At 66.5% G+C, this 17,779-nt stretch carries 13 protein-coding genes and 1 pseudogene; 2 read left to right on the top strand and 12 right to left on the bottom strand.

Annotated features, from left to right (window positions below; genetic code table 11):
• Window positions 1-46 precede the first annotated feature (46 nt).
• From ACQEVG_RS24090 to ACQEVG_RS24075, 4 genes are all read right to left on the bottom strand, one after another.
• Window positions 47-796, bottom strand: coding sequence for a hypothetical protein (locus ACQEVG_RS24090; protein WP_432987314.1), 750 nt, complete (start codon window positions 794-796; stop codon window positions 47-49).
• Window positions 793-1,392 (bottom strand): RNA polymerase sigma factor, encoded by a 600-nt coding sequence (locus ACQEVG_RS24085; protein WP_432987312.1) that lies wholly within the window; start codon window positions 1,390-1,392, stop codon window positions 793-795. The genes ACQEVG_RS24090 and ACQEVG_RS24085 overlap by 4 nt, the downstream gene beginning before the upstream one ends.
• A 69-nt stretch (window positions 1,393-1,461) precedes the next feature.
• Complete coding sequence (locus tag ACQEVG_RS24080; RefSeq protein ID WP_432987310.1) at window positions 1,462-1,914, bottom strand: hypothetical protein; 453 nt, start codon at window positions 1,912-1,914, stop codon at window positions 1,462-1,464.
• A gap of 189 nt (window positions 1,915-2,103) precedes the next feature.
• On the bottom strand, window positions 2,104-2,670 hold the full coding sequence (locus ACQEVG_RS24075; RefSeq protein WP_432987308.1) for a L,D-transpeptidase family protein: 567 nt from the start codon (window positions 2,668-2,670) through the stop codon (window positions 2,104-2,106).
• Between ACQEVG_RS24075 and ACQEVG_RS24070 the strand changes: the two genes are divergently transcribed.
• Both ACQEVG_RS24070 and ACQEVG_RS24065 read left to right on the top strand, forming a co-directional pair.
• The gene (locus tag ACQEVG_RS24070) at window positions 2,657-3,022 is read left to right on the top strand and encodes a hypothetical protein (RefSeq protein ID WP_432987306.1); all 366 of its coding nucleotides are present in this window, start codon (window positions 2,657-2,659) and stop codon (window positions 3,020-3,022) included. The two genes, ACQEVG_RS24075 and ACQEVG_RS24070, sit on opposite strands and share 14 nt — an antisense overlap.
• 253 nt (window positions 3,023-3,275) lie before the next feature.
• Window positions 3,276-4,133: a GNAT family N-acetyltransferase gene (locus tag ACQEVG_RS24065; protein WP_432987304.1), complete on the top strand. Its 858-nt coding sequence runs from the start codon at window positions 3,276-3,278 to the stop codon at window positions 4,131-4,133.
• A gap of 151 nt (window positions 4,134-4,284) precedes the next feature.
• Here ACQEVG_RS24065 and ACQEVG_RS24060 read toward each other — a convergent pair whose 3' ends face one another.
• From ACQEVG_RS24060 to ACQEVG_RS24025, 8 genes and pseudogenes are all read right to left on the bottom strand, one after another.
• Entirely contained in the window at window positions 4,285-5,478 is a 1,194-nt protein-coding gene (locus ACQEVG_RS24060) for a hypothetical protein (RefSeq protein ID WP_432987302.1), read from the bottom strand.
• 140 nt (window positions 5,479-5,618) lie between these two features.
• Window positions 5,619-6,503, bottom strand: coding sequence for a hypothetical protein (locus tag ACQEVG_RS24055; protein WP_432987300.1), 885 nt, complete (start codon window positions 6,501-6,503; stop codon window positions 5,619-5,621).
• Between the two features lie 49 nt (window positions 6,504-6,552).
• A pseudogene (locus ACQEVG_RS24050) lies at window positions 6,553-6,809 on the bottom strand (ATP-binding protein); the annotation flags it as partial.
• A 116-nt stretch (window positions 6,810-6,925) separates the two neighbouring features.
• Window positions 6,926-7,489, bottom strand: a complete 564-nt coding sequence (locus ACQEVG_RS24045; RefSeq protein ID WP_432987298.1) for a hypothetical protein — start codon at window positions 7,487-7,489, stop codon at window positions 6,926-6,928.
• A gap of 92 nt (window positions 7,490-7,581) precedes the next feature.
• Complete coding sequence (locus tag ACQEVG_RS24040) at window positions 7,582-8,067, bottom strand: DUF1877 family protein (protein ID WP_432987296.1); 486 nt, start codon at window positions 8,065-8,067, stop codon at window positions 7,582-7,584.
• 61 nt (window positions 8,068-8,128) lie between these two features.
• Window positions 8,129-8,587 carry a hypothetical protein gene (locus ACQEVG_RS24035; protein WP_432987294.1) on the bottom strand — a complete coding sequence of 153 codons (459 nt, stop codon included), beginning with the start codon at window positions 8,585-8,587 and terminating at the stop codon, window positions 8,129-8,131.
• Between the two features lie 209 nt (window positions 8,588-8,796).
• The gene (locus ACQEVG_RS24030; protein ID WP_432987292.1) at window positions 8,797-9,519 is read right to left on the bottom strand and encodes a hypothetical protein; all 723 of its coding nucleotides are present in this window, start codon (window positions 9,517-9,519) and stop codon (window positions 8,797-8,799) included.
• Complete coding sequence (locus ACQEVG_RS24025; RefSeq protein ID WP_432987290.1) at window positions 9,483-17,723, bottom strand: DNRLRE domain-containing protein; 8,241 nt, start codon at window positions 17,721-17,723, stop codon at window positions 9,483-9,485. Before ACQEVG_RS24025 ends, ACQEVG_RS24030 begins: the two co-directional genes overlap by 37 nt.
• Between the last annotated feature and the right edge of the window lie 56 nt (window positions 17,724-17,779).

Here is a 17,779-nt window from a genome sequence, read left to right as displayed (position 1 = left end):
TGGGGGGTGGCGGCCCCGGTCGTCCTTCCATGTCCAGGACCGCCGGTCAGCGGGGCCGAGCCGCCGGTGTTTCCCCGGCGCCGCCACCGAGGCCGGCTGCCGACCCGCTGTCCTGCTTCCCCGACTTCTCCGCGGGCTTCCCGTCCGCCTTGTTTCCGTCCGCCGGGTTCGGGCGGGTGTCGCGCATCTCACCCGCCAACAGTGGCTCGCAGTAGGCCCGTACGGCCTCCGGGCCGCCCGCGGCCGCCTCCAGTGCGGCCATGGCCTCGCCCCGGGGCGGCGTACCCCGTCGCTCCACGGCCGTCAGGTACACGCGACAGTGCGCGGCCGTGTCCCGCGCGGTGGCCGGACGCCCGGGCGCGGACGACCGGGTGGGCCACACCGGGCCCGCCGATGCTCCCTGCCCGCGCCGGCCACCGGCACTGTCCTCTTCAACGCTCTCTTCAGCGCCCGGTTGCGTGGGCGCGCTCCGTACCGGCTTCGGCTCCGCGCCCCCGAACGGCAACGGGATCGCGCCCTTCCCGGCCGCGACCGCCACCCCGCCCAGCCCCGCCGCGGCAACACCCGCCACCAGCGCCTTGAGTGCCCGCCCCCGGTGCCGCTCACCGGCCGGCCGCCAGTCGTCCCGGCTGCGCCGCCACCGCACCAGTGACGGGCGCACGCCCTCGTCGCGCACCGCGCGGAAGGCCAGAAGCGCCCGCTGCTCGGCAGCCGGATCGAGCACGCCGGGGCGGCGCGCCGCGTTCAGCAGCGCCTCCAGTTCGGGCCTACGGGGGGCTTCCCGTTCCGGTTTCATGTCCCATCCTTCAGCGTGCGCCGTGCCGTGGGATGGCTACTGCCCGCCCCGGCCCTGGTCAGTCGCTCCGCCAGTCCTTTCAGTCCCCGGTACGCCGCGGTGCGTACGGCTCCGGGACGCTTGCCCAGTACCCGTGCGGATGTCGGCCCGTCGAGTCCGACGACCGCACGCAGCAGTACGGCTTCCGCCTGCTCGCGCGGCAGACTCCCGATCAGTGCGAGAGCGCGCCGGGTGGAAAGCGCCTCGATCGCCGCGGCGGCCGTGTCCTGATCGTCCGGAAGTTCGAGCATGTCCTGTTCCAGTAACGAGGTGCGCGGACGCCGCTTCTGCTTTCGCAGATGATCCAGGGCCCGGTGACGTGCAATCGTCGCCGTCCAGCCCCGGAACCCGGCCCCGTCGCCACGGAAGCGGCCCAGGTCGCGGGCGATCTCCAGCCACGCCTCGGCCGCCACGTCTTCCGCATCGTCGCCGACGAGCCCTCGGACGTAGCCGATCAGCCCCGGCTGCACCAGCCGGTACGCGGTCGCGAACGCGCCCTCGTCACCCTGCTGCGCCTGCTCGACGGCAGCCCCCAGCTCCGCGTCGTACGCCCCCACACGTCCCTCTCCGTGCCAGTGCCCTTTGGCACATGCCCCTTCATCTCTGCGTACGGAGCCGGAGAAACGTCACCTCCCGCAGACGGCCCTCGGATCGGCGGTTCTGCGCGCCCGCCCGTGCAGCAGCAGATAGAGGCGCTGCACCGACTCTTCCGGGCCGCCCAGCTCAAAGCGGTTGACGACCTTGCCGAGCGGATTCCACACCCGCCCATCGGGCATCCGGACGCCCACCGGCTGCCCGAACAGCTCCCGCTGCTGCGGCCCGCAGTCCGCCCACTGAGCCCCGGCCCGCCGGACGATCACCTCTCCCGTGTACGCCCCGAGCCCCTGGAGCAGCCCGGCGATCTGAGCGGCCTCCGGACGGCTGCGCCGTACCCCGTCCACCATGAAGTCGACGAGGCGCAGGCTGGCGACCGAGTAGTCGAACGGCAGCCGGCTGCGCTCCGTCAGCCGGTCGACGACCCCGGCGACGTACGCGCGCATGCCGTCAGCACTGGGCAGCACTCCAAAGTCGGTATCCATGTATGACCAAGCGACACGTGCGCGGAGATCATCACGGAGTACGGAAGTGTTCGTTCTCACACGTGGGTTCGAGCCGAGCGTACAACCACGGGCACGACTCAGGCGTCCTCGGCCACCGCGCCCTTGCTCCAGTGGCTGCGCGGCCGTTTCGGTGCTGAGGGGCCTGAGGAAGCGCGATGGCCTGGCCCCTCAGCCGATGGCGATGCGCGGATGCGCACCGGGCTGGATCCAGCCCATGATCCGGTCCATCGTGGAGCGCGGCACCGATACGCAACCCGCGGTCGCACCCTTGCCGTTGACGTGCAGGAAGATCCCGGCGCCGCGGCCCGGTGTGGCCGGCCAGCGGTTGAAGTTGATGACCAGAGCCTTGGCGTACTGGGTCGGGTAGTTGATGAGGTGCTCACTGCCCCGGTCGCCGCTCTCGGTGAGCGGGAAGTCGGCCCCGGCCTCGGTGTGCATCTGGTTGTAGAACTTCGACTCGGGGTCCTCCACCCACCAGTGGCTGGAGTTGACCCGGGTGTACGGCATGCTCGTGCCGCTGGACTCGACGCCGAAGCCCTCGGTGATGGTGTAAGTGCCCGACGGCGTGGTGTAGGTGCCCTGTCGGCGCGTGGAACCACTGACAATACCGTTCGAACCGACCCTGCCGCTGTCGGAGAAGACGGACTTCCAGCCGGACGCCCCCTTGGACCAGGCCGTCACCTTGGCGTACGAGCCGCTCGCCTTCACGGTGATGACCTGAGTGGCGTTGCCCACGGAGACCGGTACGGGGAAGTTCGGCCCCGCGGGCTGCGGGGTTGCCTGGGCCTTCCCTGTACCGCCGACGGCCGCGGTAGGGGAGCCGCTGGGCGTCGGCTTCGCACTGCCGGACGGCTTCGCGGACGTGGAGGCGGAGGCTGAGGGGGAAGCAGATGCCGAGGCGGAGGCGGAACTGCTCGGAGAGACGGACGAGTTGGGCGCCTCCGACGTCATGCTCTCGGCGGTGGCCGCGGCGGCATCTGCGGCCGGGGCATCCTGGCCCTGGTGCCCGCATGCCGACGCCAGGAGTATCGCGCCGGTGGCAGCCAGTGCGGCGGAGAAGTTACGGGACGAGGGCAGCACGAAGTAACCCTTCGGTTGATGGGGGAACGCGACGGCCGAGGTCGGCACGGCGAAGTCGGGCCGGTTCTATATCAGGCCGACGCCGAAATGCGAGCCGACGGACCTTTCGGACGAATCACCCATGGCACCGAGGCCGAGGCGCATCAAGGCTGGCGGCCCATCACGAACGATGGAGCCTGCCGTGTTGCTCAGGCCAACTCGGACCTGAAGAGAGTCAGCTTCTGGGAGGCGGGTGCAGTGCGCCGCCGCCCCGTGATGGGATGCCTCGCGTGAGTGATCTGTCCCTGCGTACGCTCATCGAGCAGTACTACGCCACCGCGCCGCTGATGTTCGCCGACGCCGAGGATTTCGGCCCCCTGCGCCTGTTCGTTCGAAAGGCAGCAGGCGCCCCTTACTACGGCGGGCCGAACCACGCCCAGCCCACCTCGGCAGGATCCGCGATGGTCACCGCCGCCGACATCGCCCGGGTGCGCGCCCGGCAGCGCGAGCTCGGCGTGCCGGAGGCCTTCGAGTGGCTCGCCGAGGCGGCGCCGTCGATGCGCGCCCTCATCGAGGCCGCGGGCCTCCCGGTGATGGAACGCCCGTTGATGACCCTCGATCCACACCACCCACTGCCCACGCAGCCCCTTCCCGAAGGCGTCACGATCCGCGCCCTGGAACCCGACGACCCGGTCCTGCCCGCCGCCCTCGCCGTCCCCTATCTGGCCTTCGCCGAAGAAGGCACCGCGGTCGGCTCTGTCGGTCGCGCGGAACTGACTGTGGTCGCCGAGAGGCTCACGGCGGACGGCACGGTCGCAACGACCCGCCCCACCATCCGCGCCGGCCACAAGACAGTCGTGGCTGCCCTCGCCCCCGACGGCACCCCGCTCGCGGTGGGCCACTACCACCCCGCAAACGGCACCACCGAGATCGGCGGCATCGCCACCCTTCCCACCTCCCGCCGCCAGGGCCTCGCCGCCGCCGTCGCAGCGGCCCTGGCCGCCCATGCCCGCGACCACGGCGTGCACACCATCTTCCTCGCCTACGCAGAGGAGGCCGCCGCCCGCATCTATACCCGCCTGGGCTTCCGCCCGGCCGGCACCACTCTGCTGATCGCCAACCAGCCCGCCCGTTCGTAGCGGCGGTGACTGGAAACGCCATATTGAGGCTGACCGCCGGCGTCTCAAGACCCGCCCACTGCAGAAACCACGCCGGTCTCGGTGCTTCGTGCTGGGCGGCGGCCCACCGGTCAGGCCGCGGAGGGAAACCAACTCTGAGCCTCCGTGCTGCCTAAGAGGCTCTGGCGTGTGGCCCGCGCCCCCTGGCCACCGCATCGGTAAGCGCACACACCGCGATCACCGTCACGAGAAACGCGGCGGCCCCCTCCAGCAGCGTCGCTTCGTAGTACGGACCGGTCGTCCACCGGACCACCGCGTACGCCACCGCCACCCCCGCCACCACGGCGCAACCGAGCTGCCCCACCAGCAGGAGCGCACTCCCTCCCGGCGCCGGATCGGCCACCGCATCCCGCATCGCGTACGCCATCGCGACAAGCGCCATCAACAACCCCGCGCCCGCAGCAAGTTCCGGCGTCCCGAAGGCAACCCCGTACCGCACCGCGAGCGCCGACACGAAGAACAGGGTCAGCCAGTGGCGAAGGGCATGGCCCAGGAACATCACCGAAGGGCCCGGGGCGGAGCGAGCCGGGAGCCGGACGGCGATCACGCGCGAGACGGTCAGCGCGCCTACAGCGGCAAGGGCAAGCAGACCGCGGTCGTCCAGCCTGCCCAGGTTGTAGAGCAGAGCCGTGTCGTAGACGACAAGGACCAGCACCCCCAACGCACCCAGCGATGCGATGAAGAGAAACAGCCCGGAGGCGGAAAGGGGCCGGGATTCGGCCCTGTCTCGGGCGGCCATGCGGGCCATGAAAAGCGGCGTGAGCACGGCCGAGACGGCCCGGACGACAAGGTCGTCCATCGTGTAGGGGTTCTTCAGGTCCCACTCGACGACGCAGAACACAACCGTGTACGAGACCGCCGCCAGCGGCAGCAGCCCTGAGCGCGCGATCCTCCGGTACAGGTCGGCATCCAGCCAGCGCACCACCGTCGCGAAGGCCAGCAGAACGAAGGGGAGCTCCAGGAACGCCTGAACGCGCAGGACCGACGGGGCGAGGACCGACGGCATCGGAAAGCCCTCAGCGAGCGAACGCAGAACCGGATTGCCTCCCGCCAGGGAGAACCAGCCGGCGGGCAGATAGCGAGCGATGAACGACGGGTCTCCACCGTGCACACGCAGCACGTACACCGTGAACAGCACCTGATTCAGATAGACCGCGCCGGTCACCCCCACCAGCAGGGCGAGGGGCGGCACAAAGCGGCGGCCCGCCGTCCGGACGGGATCCCGACGGCGGGCCAGAGCCCGCCGGGTCACAGCGAGGGACAGCGCGACCGACGTCACTATCAAGACGTCCACGAAAACCTTCACTGCCGCCCCTCCCCCGGGCCTCCTCAGCATGTCGTCTGCGGATCCTGGATGTTGCCGACCTCCGCCCGCGTTCTGCGGCGTCCCGCCGAGCACGACGCCGTGGGCGGGCAGAGTTCACGGCCTCGATGGCGTGCAGGGCGTCACCGCACGCCCGCGGGGAGCTCGATCTTCCCGCCGAACGTGCCCTGGTTCTCCTGCCGTACGTCCTGCTCGTACGTGATGTCCCGGCCACCGGCGTACGGGACGAGGAAGCCGAACTCGAACCGGTGGCTCTTGATCCGGTACGTCCTGGCGTCCAGGACCAGCACCTCCTCCAGCCCCGACAGCGTCAACTGAGCGTCGTTCACGGGGATTCCGGCGTCCCGGAGCTGCTCGGCGGTGGGGTCGAACTCCCGCTGCGCCTTCTTCACCCAGGCCCGTTCCCGGACGGCGGTCAGCTTCTGCTTGTCGCTGGCGACACGGAGCTCGATCGTGCCGTCCCTCTTGGTCAGCGTCATCTCGTCACCGGTGGCCTGCGCGTACTCCCGGAACTCCTCGATGGCCGCGACGGGGTCCTCGACCTTGTTCTGCATCTCGGGGTCGGAGGTGGGCGCGGCCTTCCAAGGCGCGCTGGCCTTTTTGAGGTATGCCGTGCCGTCGACGACGTAGATCTCCTCGTTCTTCGTGGTCCCCTTGCTGCTGGTGCTGACGCCCTGCGAGTGCAGCGCCTCCGGCTCCATGCCGCGCCGGACCGTGGCCCGGTAGGTCGCGGCGCTCTTGCGGCCCTGGAGCGTCAGCCCTTCCTGTCCCTTCACGGAGAAGGTCCAGGCGCCTTCCTCCGCCATCGCCTTCTCGGCGAGGTCGAGGAAGTCCTCCGGGGACTCGGGTGCCGCGGGCGTCGCCTCGGCCTGCTCGGAGGACTGCGTCGCCTCAGAGCTCTCGGCCCCGGCCGGCTCCACCGGCCCCTCCTCCTCCGCCGCGCCGCAGGCGGCCAGCGAGAAGGCAAGCGGCAGAACCAGTGCAGCGGACCTGAAACGACTTCGCATGGATCTCTTCCTTACGTCACGGCGGGGCGCGCGGACTGTACAGCAGTGATCAGCCTCCGATCACACCGACGACCATTCCTCGCAAACTGGCATGAATGCCCGGCAGTTCGCACCACACGGTCTTGCTGCGGGCCCCTGTTCCACGCCCCAGCGGAGGGTCAGGGCGTCGAGCAGAGCGAGGCCGCGGCCGGTCTCGTCATCGTCTGCGGCCTTGCACAGAACGGGCAGCGCCCGGGGGTCGGGGTCGGTGACCTCCAGTCGCGTACGGCCCTGCCCACAGACCACACGGACGGTCACGGGGACGCCCTACCGAAGCAGCGCCTTTCCCTGCCTCAGCTCGACAGCCAGGACCGAGGCTTCGCATCCGACGAGCTCTCGCAGGTCCGTGACCAGTGCGGCCTGCACCTCGTCCGTCATGACATTCACCCTGGTTCAGAGGGCCCGCCAGCCCAGAAGGCCCGGTAGTAGGGCGTCTCAATCGTCGCCGCGACACCGAAGGGGAAGAACTCCGCTTCCGTGAGCACACGGTAGACAAATTCCGAGGCGGTCATGTCGAAACGCTGGAAAGGCTCCAGCGGGTCCACTCGCGCCACCACGGGCCACGTCGACGGATCCATCGAGGTGTCGACAAGCCAGTAGTACTCCTCCTCGATGAATGAATACCCCCACTGGACAAGGCCCTTACCGCTGCTCTCGTCGTTCGTCCCGAGGATCCCGAACGGTTCGAACATCCGAAGATTGTCAAGGCTTTCCCGCACGGACCTGAGCAAGGACTCGTGATTGGCAAGCACTGACTCCGTATCTCCTTGCGCCTCCAGCACCAGAACATGGTCGCTGAAAGCGCCCCACTCCGGGAAGCGCTGACGCAGTTCCTTGAAATCAGCCGGCAGAGGGGTGCCGAGCACCCTTTCGGTGCTGGACCAGTCGAGTTTGCCGGGTTCCGCGCTCCAACCAGTCACCGCCACCAGGCGATCAACCCACTCCATATGCACCACTCCACGCGCTCAGGCCGCTGATTCCATCGGGAAGAAGTCCGGCGCTGTATCTGCGGTTCAGGCCAGCGGGCCACTGATGACGCTCAGCTGTAGACGCGCTTGGCCACGGCGCTGCCGCTCGCCGAAGCCTCCAGATAGAACTTCCTCATCGCTTCAAACTTGCCAACCAGCGCATCGATCATCCAGTCCGGTGCTCCCCCGACAACCCGAAGCTTGCCCTTGTTCTCACGCACCTGGGCCTCAGGGTCGATGCCTTGAAGATAATCAGCCGCAGCAAGGACCAACTCCGGTTTCAGAACTAGCAGTACATCGACCCGTTCCCCCTGAGTCGCGATGTGCTCGCCCCCGAGCACGGGCAACGACTCGACTCCGGTGGCCGGAAAGTCCTCACCGGCGAGAAGGACGTTGACCATCTGCCAGTACTCACCAAGGCTGCACAGTACCCCGGAATCCAACTCCTTCTTGAACGTTCTGTTCTTGAGGGTCTTCGAGAATTGCTTCTCCAGATGATCCGGGCCCTTCGCCACCTCATCAGCAGAAACCCGGCGCATTCTCAGTGACGTACCCAACTTGGACTCCTGTCTCGCCTCGACACCCAATCCAAGATCAACTGACCGACTCCCATCCCCTTCACACTAAGCCGGACCTGAAGTCGATCAACTTCAGGTACGTAGGGTTGTTTTGGAACGCCGGATATCTGTCGACAATGAGGCCCAGACCGTCATCCGTGAACCGGGTGACCGCGACGACGAACTCGTCCGTTCCACAGTTTCCAGGAACCGGATCCCAGGATCTCAGGATCTTCAACTCTGGTCCCTGCGTTACGAGTTCGATCAGCATGTCGCTCTCAGTGAAACTGACTCGCCCTTTTCCGCCCCCTCGAATCGACTGGGCAGTCAGCAGGAGGCCGCACATGAAATCTAGAACCGGAACCCGGAAGGTTTCCGCATCGAAGCCGTCTGCGGCGAGCGCGACCGTTGTCTCGAAATAGCAGTAGCGCAACTGCCACTCCGCGACGGAATCCAGCTTCTCAAGCTGCGGGGCCGAGGGCTCCCGCATGGAATCTCGGTCGAAATCGACGAGAATCATGAACCCTCACCCCGCCTAACCTCCGAAGAACGGCGCCGCCAGAACGACCGCGACCGGCGGGATCAACTCCGCTCGCAACTGCAATCGGCACCTCCGTACAGGTGCTGGTGCTGCACGGAATTGAGCAGCAGGGTCAAGGATTGAGGCCAAAGCACTGAGGTCCCATCGATCTGATCGATGGGACCTCAGTTGATTTCATTCGCGGGATCTCACTGAGTGAACGCCCTCAGGGCTGACGAGATCTGGCTGCTGTATTCGTCGCAGGTAGCCTCCAGCTGGTGACCAACCGCAGAACCGAGCAGATCCTCGCTTGCTGAAACAGCAATGATGGCCGCATGGCAGGCACCCTCGATCTCAAGGTTCCTCGTGCCGAAATAGCCCATCCCATAGACGCGAAGGTTGTCTGCGACGCGAGCAAGGTAGCGCTCACGAAGCTCATCCCCCTCGACCACGGTGAGAGAGCCATCCATGTATGAGTCGAGGTATACGGCCATCTCTCGTGCAAGGCTGATGACCCTATCGGTTTGAACCTCGCTCATCTCCCCCAAGGATTCCCCGAGCATGAGCCAGCCGTTGATGGCCTCCAACTGGAAGCTCTCGACGAATTCAGGCTCGATCTCGGACTCAAACAAGGGTGCGGAACAGAGCTCTGCGATTGCATGCCCAAGGTCCTCATTGACCTCGCCATCCAGTCGCGTGGCTCCCTCGCGGAGCACGGAAGTGAGAGCTGCGGAATCCACTCCCCACTCCACGGGCATCGCGATGTCGAGCAACGGCGCCTGCAATCTGCGCAGGGCCAGGTACGCGGCCTGGTGACGCTGCTGCCGAGTCATCGCGCGGATCTGGGCTGACAGCGTTTCGTCATCCCGCCAGTCTGGCTGATTCACCGTGTCAGTCACCGATAGCCCATCGTTGCCAGGAAGTTCGTCCATGCCTCGTGGTCGTTCCAGACGTACATGGACTGCCCTGGGATCTTCGCTTTCGTGCCAATGGTAACTGGCCCTGCCATCTGCGCGCCCACTTGACTGAGGAAGTCTGCGCAGCCGTCAGGGTCGCAGGCGTTCCGCGACACGCCACCAGCGACTGGGGTCAGCCCGTTCGATGCCATGTAGTGGGCGGCCGTCGCTTCTGCATGGGCTGCGTCCATATTGGTCGCGACGATGATGTCTTTGCGCTTCAACGAGCTGATGTAGTCGAGTTGCGCCTTCTCCAACCCCCGGCCTGCGCCTGTGACCACATAGACCAGCGAATCGTCAGATGTCCGGGCTGCTGTCACTGCAGTCGTCCTGAAGACCTCGCGCGCAAACGCGCTTGGGATCTGCTCGTGGATGGCATCAGCCAGTTTCTTGGCGCCTGCTGCGATCTCGGCAGCATCGTCAAGGTACTTGGCACCCTTCAGGAACTTCCCTGCAACAGGGAATGCCGCAGCCGCAGCCATCGTGCACTGCATGGCCGACGGGTCGTTCTTGCACCCCTCGACATCGGAGAATCCGGACAGTTCCTTGAAGATGCCCCAGGGGTCCACCCAGTTCTCGAGGCCCGTGGAGCCGTCGTGGTACTGGACGTTGAACTCGAGCTTCTCCGGGTCGGGGATGACCGGGGCGCCGTCCATGCGGTACTGGCTGCGTGCCTGGCAGCCGGCGTCGCAGGACTCGTGCCCGTCCCGGTCGACGTTGTTGACCGGGTTGCCGCCGGCGAAGCCGTAACGGTTGCTGTTGGCGGCCCCGGTACCCAGGCTCATGTCGGCCGCGGCGCCGGCGTACGAGTCGCGGCTGATGAACCGGTTGTGCTCCGGGCTGTAGTCCCGGAAGCCCATGTCGTACGTCTCCGACTGGGCGTTCCAGCGCTTGCCGTTGAAGCGGTAGGGGTTGGTCCCCTCGTCGTCCGGCGCCGTAATGCTGTCCAGGCCGGTCCATTCGTCCCTGACGTCCTGGCCATATGCGGTGTAGGCGTAGGTGGACGTGGGAGTGTTGGTGTACGAGGTGAACGTCTCGACGTCGCCGTGGCCGTTGTAACCGTAGTAGCCGCTCTCGCCGTTCAAGTGGTTCAGCTGGGAGAGGCGTTCGCCTCCCAGGCCGAACTGGTAGGTCCTGGCAAGGGTTCCGTCGAGCTCCTCGCTCAATACCTCACTGTCGAGGCCCAGGTAGTTGTACTCGTAGGTGACGGCGTTGTTGATCCGCTTCTCGACCGTGCGGTCGAGTGCGTCGTAGCGGTAGTCGGTCGTGTTGGTCTTGTCGCCCGCCTTGCGGACCGTGCCGATGAGCCGGTCGAAGCCGTCGAAGGTGTTCGTCTCGACGGCCGCGCCACCGTTTTCGGTGACGGACTTCATCCGGCCGAAGGTGTCGTAGTCGTAGATGGCCGAGGAGTCGACCAGGTTCGAGGAGGAGCTCAGCCGGTTCTTGTTGTAGTAGAACTCGGTCAGATCCGACTTCTGGAGGAAGAACTGCTTGGTGACGTTGGAGTTGTCGTCGTGCCAGTACTGCTCCGTCCGCGGCTTGTTGCCGGTCTTGTCCAACTCCTTGATCCGGTCGACCGGGTCGTAGGTGTAGTTGGTCACGGAGTTCCGGAGCCCGTCGCCGTCACCGCTCAGCAGCGACGCCGTGTCCTTGCTCTTGTTGCCGTTGGCGTCGTACTCGTAGCCGTGCGACGAGACCAGCGCGCCTGAGAGGTTCTTCTCGGTGCTGGTCTTGACGGCGCTGCTGGCGTAGTAGGTGTAATCGACGGTGTTGCCGTTGCCCTTGGTGAGCGTGGCGCGCTGACCGCGATCCGTGTACGTGAACTGCGTGATGTCCGGCTGAGGATCGGTCGGAACCTGGCTCGCCGTGACCTTCTTGAGCAGGTTGCGCAGGTCGTACTCGTACTTCGAGTTCTGCTGGGGATGGCTGACGGTGTCCAGCTGGCCGCTGGCGTCGTACGTGTAGGAGGTGGTCATCGGCGTCTGGCCGGTGAGCGCCTCCGTGACCTTGTCCACCTGGTTCAGACCGGTGTAGGTCATGGTGTACGGCGTGCTCGTGGTGCTGCCGACCGTTTCACCGATCTTGAGCATGTTGCCGTTGAGGTCGTAGTCGTAGGCGTACGACCTGTCCGCGGAGGGGTCTCCGGCGGCGTCTGTTCGGCCCTTCAGGGATCCGTCGGGGTAGTGCGACCAGCCCATGGTCCGCGTGGACGTGCCGTTGTCACCGGTCAGCGTCCGCTTCTCCTGCTGACCGCCGTTGTTGTAGTCGTAGGCCGTCTTGATATTCCACGCGTCGGTGGAGGTCTTGATCCAGCCGTTGTCGAAGTAGGTGTAGTCGGTGTCGATGCGCGCCGGGTCACCCGCCGGCGGCAGCGACGTCTTCTTCACCCGGCCTACCTCGTCGTACACCGTTTCGGTGTAGACATCCGCCTTGTTGTGCTCGGAGTCCGCCGGGTCGTAGGGCTGGAACTGCTTGACCGGCCGGTTGAGCTTGTCGTACTCGGTACGGGCCGCGAAGTCCCCGTCCGTGCCGGTGGTGGCGGTGCCCCGCGGCGTCTCGACCTTGGTGGTGTTGCCCACCTGGTCGTACTGGAAGCGGGTGGTACGCACCGTGGTGCCGTCGTACGGCACCTTGACCTCGAAGGTCATTCCCCGCTCGTCGGGGACTATCTGGGTCTTGTTCCCCTCCTGGTCGATCGTCGCGACGACGATCGAGTCCTTGTCGTACTGCGTGGTGGTGAACTTGCCGGCCGCGTCGATCTGCTTGAACGGCCGGTGGTCGAAGTCGTACTCCGTCTTGCCGGTGTAGTCGGTGGTGTCGGCCGTCGCGTTCTTCTTCGGGTCGATCACCGTGACGGCATTGCCGACGTTGTCGTACTCGTAGGAGATCTTGTCGTTCTTGGAGTTCACCACCGACGCGAGCTGGTAGATGGCGTCGTAGTTGTTGGTGGTGACGTAGTCCGTGGCGTCCGCGGTGGTCGCCACGCCCTTCGGCTCGGTCGTCGTCCTGAGGTTGCCGACCTTGTCGTAGGTGTAGGCCGTCTTGCGCTCTGCGGTCAGGTTGTTCGCCGGCGCGGTCGCCGACGTCACCTGGTCCATCGGGTCGTACGCCGCCTTAGACACCGCGTTCGTCGGTGACGTCGACTCCGTGATGTTGTCGTTGGCGTCGTAGACCGGTGCCGGGGTGGTGATGTAGACGCCCGCCGCCTGGTCCTTCGGCACCTTGCTCACCAGCGGACGGCCGTACGTGTCGTACGTCTGCGTGGTCTTCTTGCCCAGCGCGTCCGTGACCTGGGTGACCTGGCCGCGCTCGTCGTACACGTACGACGTCGACTTCTGCAGTGCGTCGGTGATGGTCGCCGGGTACCCGGTCGGACCGAAGTTGCTGTTGGTCGTCGGGTTGCCGTTGGCGTCGGTCGCCTTGGTCAGCTGACCGTAGCCGTCGTACTCGTACTTGGTGGTGTAGTCGTCGACCGTGGCGGTAGCGACGCCCTTGGGGTCGGTGACGGTCTTGAGGTTTCCGAAGGAGTCGTAGCCGAACTGCCACTTGCGACCCTCGGGAGAGGTCTTGGTGAACAGGTCGGCGGAGTACCCGTCCAGACGGGTCTGGTACTCGTACTTCTGCGCGTTGGCCGGGTAGGTGCCAGGGGCGCAGTCCGAGGACGGCGGGACCCCTGCCTTGTTGTTCTCGGCGTCACGCGACCACAGCGGGTAGCCCGTCTTCTGGTCGTAGCAGTACGCGCTCTTAGCTCCGTTGGCCTCCTCCAGGTACGTGACGTTGTTGTCCGCGTCCCAGCTCATCTTGATGGTCTGGGACTTGGCATTGGTCGTCTGGACAGGGCGGGCGAAGTCGTCCGTCACGTATTTGGTGGTGTGCGCCTCCGCGTCCGTCACCGTGGTGTCGACGAACTTGGTGTTGCCCGCGTTCACCGCATAGGCGAAACCGGTGTTCCCATTGAGACGGTCGGTGATCGTCTTGGTCCACCAGTGGTACTTCGGATCGTCACCGGTCTGCGGGGCGTAGTACGCCATGTTGGTGGCGTTGCCGCGCGGGTCGGTGGCCTTGACCAGTTTGACGTTCTTGTTGCCCTGGGTGGCGTCGTAGGTGAACTTGAACACCTTGGGCTGCGCGGAGCCGTCACCGTCGGTGAACTGCCCCAGCAGGCCCTTGTCGGTGTAGTAGAACGAGATCTTGCGACCGGAGATGTCCGTCATGGACTTCACGTGGTCGTAGATCTTGGAGTTGGTCAGGTTGGTGCCGGTGACCTTGGCGCCGGTGGCGTCGATGTAGTCGTAGGACGCGTCACCCTTGTTGAAGTAGGTGACGGTCAGCGACTGCCGAGCGGCCGGGTCGGTGATGTACTTGAGGAACTTGGTCGGCTTGTTGTTGGACTTGCGCTCCTCGTAGGTGAACGTCTGCGTGTTGCCGTTCTTGTCGACCGCCGACGTCATGTAGCCGTCGCAGCCGAACAGGAAGCGCGTACCGTCCGGACGGGTGAGCGTCCAGGCGTCCGGAACCGGGTCCTTGGAGGGCTTGCAGTCCAGGCCCGACTTCATCGTGACCTTGTAGTGGACACCCGCCGGGGCCTTCCACGAGCCGTCGGGCTGCTTGCTGAAGACGTGCGTGGTGCCGTCACCGTCCGGGAGACGGATCTCCGTCGGGTTCGGGTTGGGGTGGAAGTCCAGCGGCGCACCGAGCCGGATCGGCCCCGCGGCCTGGAACGACCAGCCGTGGCCGGCCACCGTGTCCGATGTGTCGAGGGAGTTGTACGCGAACCGCGCGAACGTGTTCAGACCCCTGCCCGGGTTCGTGAACGCGTTGTAGGACCACACGCCGTTACCGGACGCGAGGTTGTTCATCACACTCGAACCGGCGCCCGTGTTCTTGCCGGTGTACGAGTAGAACTTCTCCAGACCCAGCGAGTTGGAGGTCGGGTCCTCCACCGCCACGTTCTGCTTCAGCGACGGGATGGCGCCCGTCCCGGCCGACAGCCAGCTGCCGTCCGAGATCTTGCGGACGTCCCAACCCAGCACGTACTCGGTGCGCTTGGAGCCGTTGTCCGAGTTGATGGGAGTCTTGACCTGCGCCTGGATCGTGGCCGACTTGCCCGGCAGCAGCGCCGGGATCGCCGTGGAGAGCTGGTTGCCGCCGTTGGTCATGTCCGTGCCGTCGGGCAGCTTCCAGGTGTACGACAGCTGCCGCTCACCGGCGGCCCACGCCGAAGCGGTCGTGTTGGTGACCGTGAAGTCCACCGTGTACGTGGAGTTCGGCGTCATCCGGGCCGGCGTCTGCGGCGCGTAGTACGTGTCCTCCGTGGTGGAGTCGACGTAGATGACCTGCATGTACGGACGCAGCTGCGGGTCGGAGGCCTCCGACGACAGGAACAGCGTGCGCTCCTGCGGGCCGGTGGTGGTCTCGTCCTTCAGCTTGACGGCCACGCCCTTGTTGCCCGTGGGCGTCTTGACCCAGGACTGCATCAGGCCGGTGGCGTCCCACCAGTGGCGCCCGACCTCGTCGGTGATCTGCGGGACGGTGTCCGAGACGGTGGCGGACATGTCGCCGCCCGGCGTGGTCCACGCGGTCGTCGCCGTCGCGTTGTTCCACGTCGCCGTCGTGTCGGTGAAGTCCCGGGTCAGCGCGTGGAGTTCGTAGATCGCACCGCTGCTGGTGCTGGTGGTCTCCGCGCCCCACATGTACAGCTTGTTCTCCAGCACCGTCGCCGTGGTGGGGATGCCGGTGGTGGGGAACTTCAGCACGGCACGCGTCTTGCCGTACGTGGTGGAGTTGTTGCCGACGCTCAGCCAGGTCTGGCCCACGCCGAAGGACTGGATCGCGTTCTGGTTGGTGGTCGGCTGCTGCGAGGACAGCGTCGTGTCCGTCTGACCGGACTGGATGATCTTCATCGTCCGGCCGGCCTTCGGGATGCCCACCACCCGGGTCGGCGACCCGAGCAGCTCACCGCCCTTGGTCTTCACTGCCAGCTGATAGAAGTACGACTTGCCGATCTCCGACGAGCTGGGGTCCGGGGTCGGCACCGCGGTGGTGTCCGTGTAGGCGGTCGTCGTCGACGGGATCGGCGCGACCAGCGTCGCCGCGGACGGCGTGAAGACCTGCTGCGTGGAACGGTGCAGCTGGTACTCGACGATCGCGTCGTTCGTCGCGCCGCTGGTGTTGACGTACGCCGGCCAGGACAGCTCCGGGCCCGTGCCGTGCACCACCGTCGGGGAGTTCAGCGCCGTGCCGACCTTCCCGTAGGTGACGGTCAGCCGCGGAATGGTCGAGGTCTCGCCGCCGTAGGTGTTGCCGTCGCCCGCCTCGTAGCGCGGGCCGCCGGTCGGCGCGGTACCCGACTCGTCGGTGGCCTTCAGTACGAACCCGTAGTTCGGGGCGGTACCCGACACCCACTTCTGGACGGTGTCGGCGACCGGGAAGTCGTGCCACAGGTTGTACTTGCCGACCGGCTTCACGATCTGGGCCGGGTTCACCAGCCGGACCGAGTCCGCCAGGGTGCGCGTGGTCGAACTGCCGGTGTCACCCAGCACGATCTTGCCCGCGTTGCCCTTGGCGAAGCTGTACTCGGCGGCGTCCAGGGTCTTCCAGACCCCACCCGTCCCGGTCTGGTTGACCGTGTAGTTCTTCGTGCCGCCGTTGTACGTGACGGTGTACGGCGCGGCCGTGGCCGCGTCGGAGGCCGCCGGGTAGTGCACATCCACCCGGTAGGAGTCGGTCTCCGGGACCTGCGGCTGCCAGGTGTACTTCTCGCCCGTCAGCGCGTTCTTGTTGTAGGCGAAGTCGTCATTGGTCGCGGCCCCACCGGTGGTGGTGCCTCCCGGCCACTCGCCGACCGCCGCCGTACCGGTGTCCCCGTCGTCCTGCTGGACGGTGGTGCCGGACAGCTCACCCACCAGCGCACTGGTGTTGGACCAGTTCGCGCCCGCCTCGGTCCACGAACCCGTCGCCCGGTGCGCCTCGATGGTCACCGCGTTGCCGTTGGTGGTGTGCGACTGGTCGTAGTACATCGACAGCCGCGCGGCGTCGACCTTCACACCCGCCGGGATCTCACTCAGCGGGAACTGGATCAGCGAGCGGGCGATGCCGGTGTCCGTCTTGCCGGCCGACAGCTTCCACGTGGTGTTGAAGTTCACCGACGGCTGATCCGACAGGACCATCGTGTCCTGCGAGGTTGTCGGCGACGGCGCGATGGTGATCGTCGGGTCGATCACCACCGGGTACTGACGCGCCTTCGCCGCCAGCCACTTGGCATCCGGCGTGAGTGTCAGCTTCCAGTTCTTGCCGTCGCGGGCGAGCTTCTGGCTGACCTTGGTGGAGTACGTACCACCGGTCGGCGACAGCGCGTCCTTCTTGGCGTCCGTCATGTACGGCGCCGGAATCACCATCACCGGAGTGTTCGGGAGCTCACCGAACAGCGCGACCGAACCGTCCTTGCGGGCCTTCGGCGTCAGGCCGTCGGTGTTCAGCGTGAAGGTGTACGACACCGGGCCGGCCGGAGCCGCGTCCAGGACGATGTTCTCCTTGACCTGTCCCCGGCCCACCACGTACTGCAGATCCGCGCCGGAGACAGCGTCCTTGTACGTGACGGTCTCGCCCTTGGCCTGCGGCTTCAGCGACGTGCCGGCACCCTTCAGACCCATCGTGACCGAGCGGCCGTTCGGCGCCCCGAAACGCAGCAGCTTCGCGGCGTCGGAGCCGAACCAGCTCTGGCCCGTGTTCGCCGTGTTGGCGAAGTCGAAACCCTTCACCGTCGTCGGCCTCAGCGCCGTGTCGATCGGCTTCCAGGACTTCCCGGACTTGTACGAGACCGGCACGGCCGACAGCTCCGCCTCGACCCGGCCGTCCGACAGCTGCCAGAACCGCGCCTGCGGCGTACGGCGGTCCGTCAGCTCCTTGACCCGCTTGGCCTTCGGAAGCTTCTTGCCCTTCGGCAGCTTCTCCCGGCTGGGAATCTCCAGCTTGCCGCCGACGGGCGGCCTGGCCGACTCCTCGTCGTCGTCCGAGAACCAGCCCTTGACGGTGTCGACAATCCCCTTGCCGCCGTCATTCGACGACGACGCAGGGGTCGCATACGCGACCTGCGGCAGCAGCGTTCCCGCCACCGCCGAAACGACTAGACAGGAGATATATCTCCCGTACGGAACTTTCACCTCTATGCCCTTCCGCATCGGCGGCCAATTCGCCGCATGCGAAATGGGCACGCCGAATGAGCCGACCCGGAGGT

Source organism: Streptomyces sp. CA-135486, from assembly GCF_050936555.1.
Lineage (GTDB): Bacteria > Actinomycetota > Actinomycetes > Streptomycetales > Streptomycetaceae > Streptomyces.
This window is presented reverse-complemented; position numbering and strand designations above follow the sequence as displayed.

What these genes read in the sequence shown, in the direction of transcription:
- ACQEVG_RS24090 (WP_432987314.1), bottom strand. Translation starts at nt 796, where the DNA reads ATGAAACCGGAACGGGAAGCCCCCCGTAGGCCCGAACTGGAGGCGCTG.
- ACQEVG_RS24080 (WP_432987310.1), bottom strand. Translation starts at nt 1,914, where the DNA reads ATGGATACCGACTTTGGAGTGCTGCCCAGTGCTGACGGCATGCGCGCG.
- ACQEVG_RS24065 (WP_432987304.1), top strand. Translation starts at nt 3,276, where the DNA reads ATGCCTCGCGTGAGTGATCTGTCCCTGCGTACGCTCATCGAGCAGTAC.
- ACQEVG_RS24055 (WP_432987300.1), bottom strand. Translation starts at nt 6,503, where the DNA reads ATGCGAAGTCGTTTCAGGTCCGCTGCACTGGTTCTGCCGCTTGCCTTC.
- ACQEVG_RS24045 (WP_432987298.1), bottom strand. Translation starts at nt 7,489, where the DNA reads ATGGAGTGGGTTGATCGCCTGGTGGCGGTGACTGGTTGGAGCGCGGAA.
- ACQEVG_RS24035 (WP_432987294.1), bottom strand. Translation starts at nt 8,587, where the DNA reads ATGATTCTCGTCGATTTCGACCGAGATTCCATGCGGGAGCCCTCGGCC.
- ACQEVG_RS24030 (WP_432987292.1), bottom strand. Translation starts at nt 9,519, where the DNA reads ATGGACGAACTTCCTGGCAACGATGGGCTATCGGTGACTGACACGGTG.
- ACQEVG_RS24025 (WP_432987290.1), bottom strand. Translation starts at nt 17,723, where the DNA reads ATGCGGAAGGGCATAGAGGTGAAAGTTCCGTACGGGAGATATATCTCC.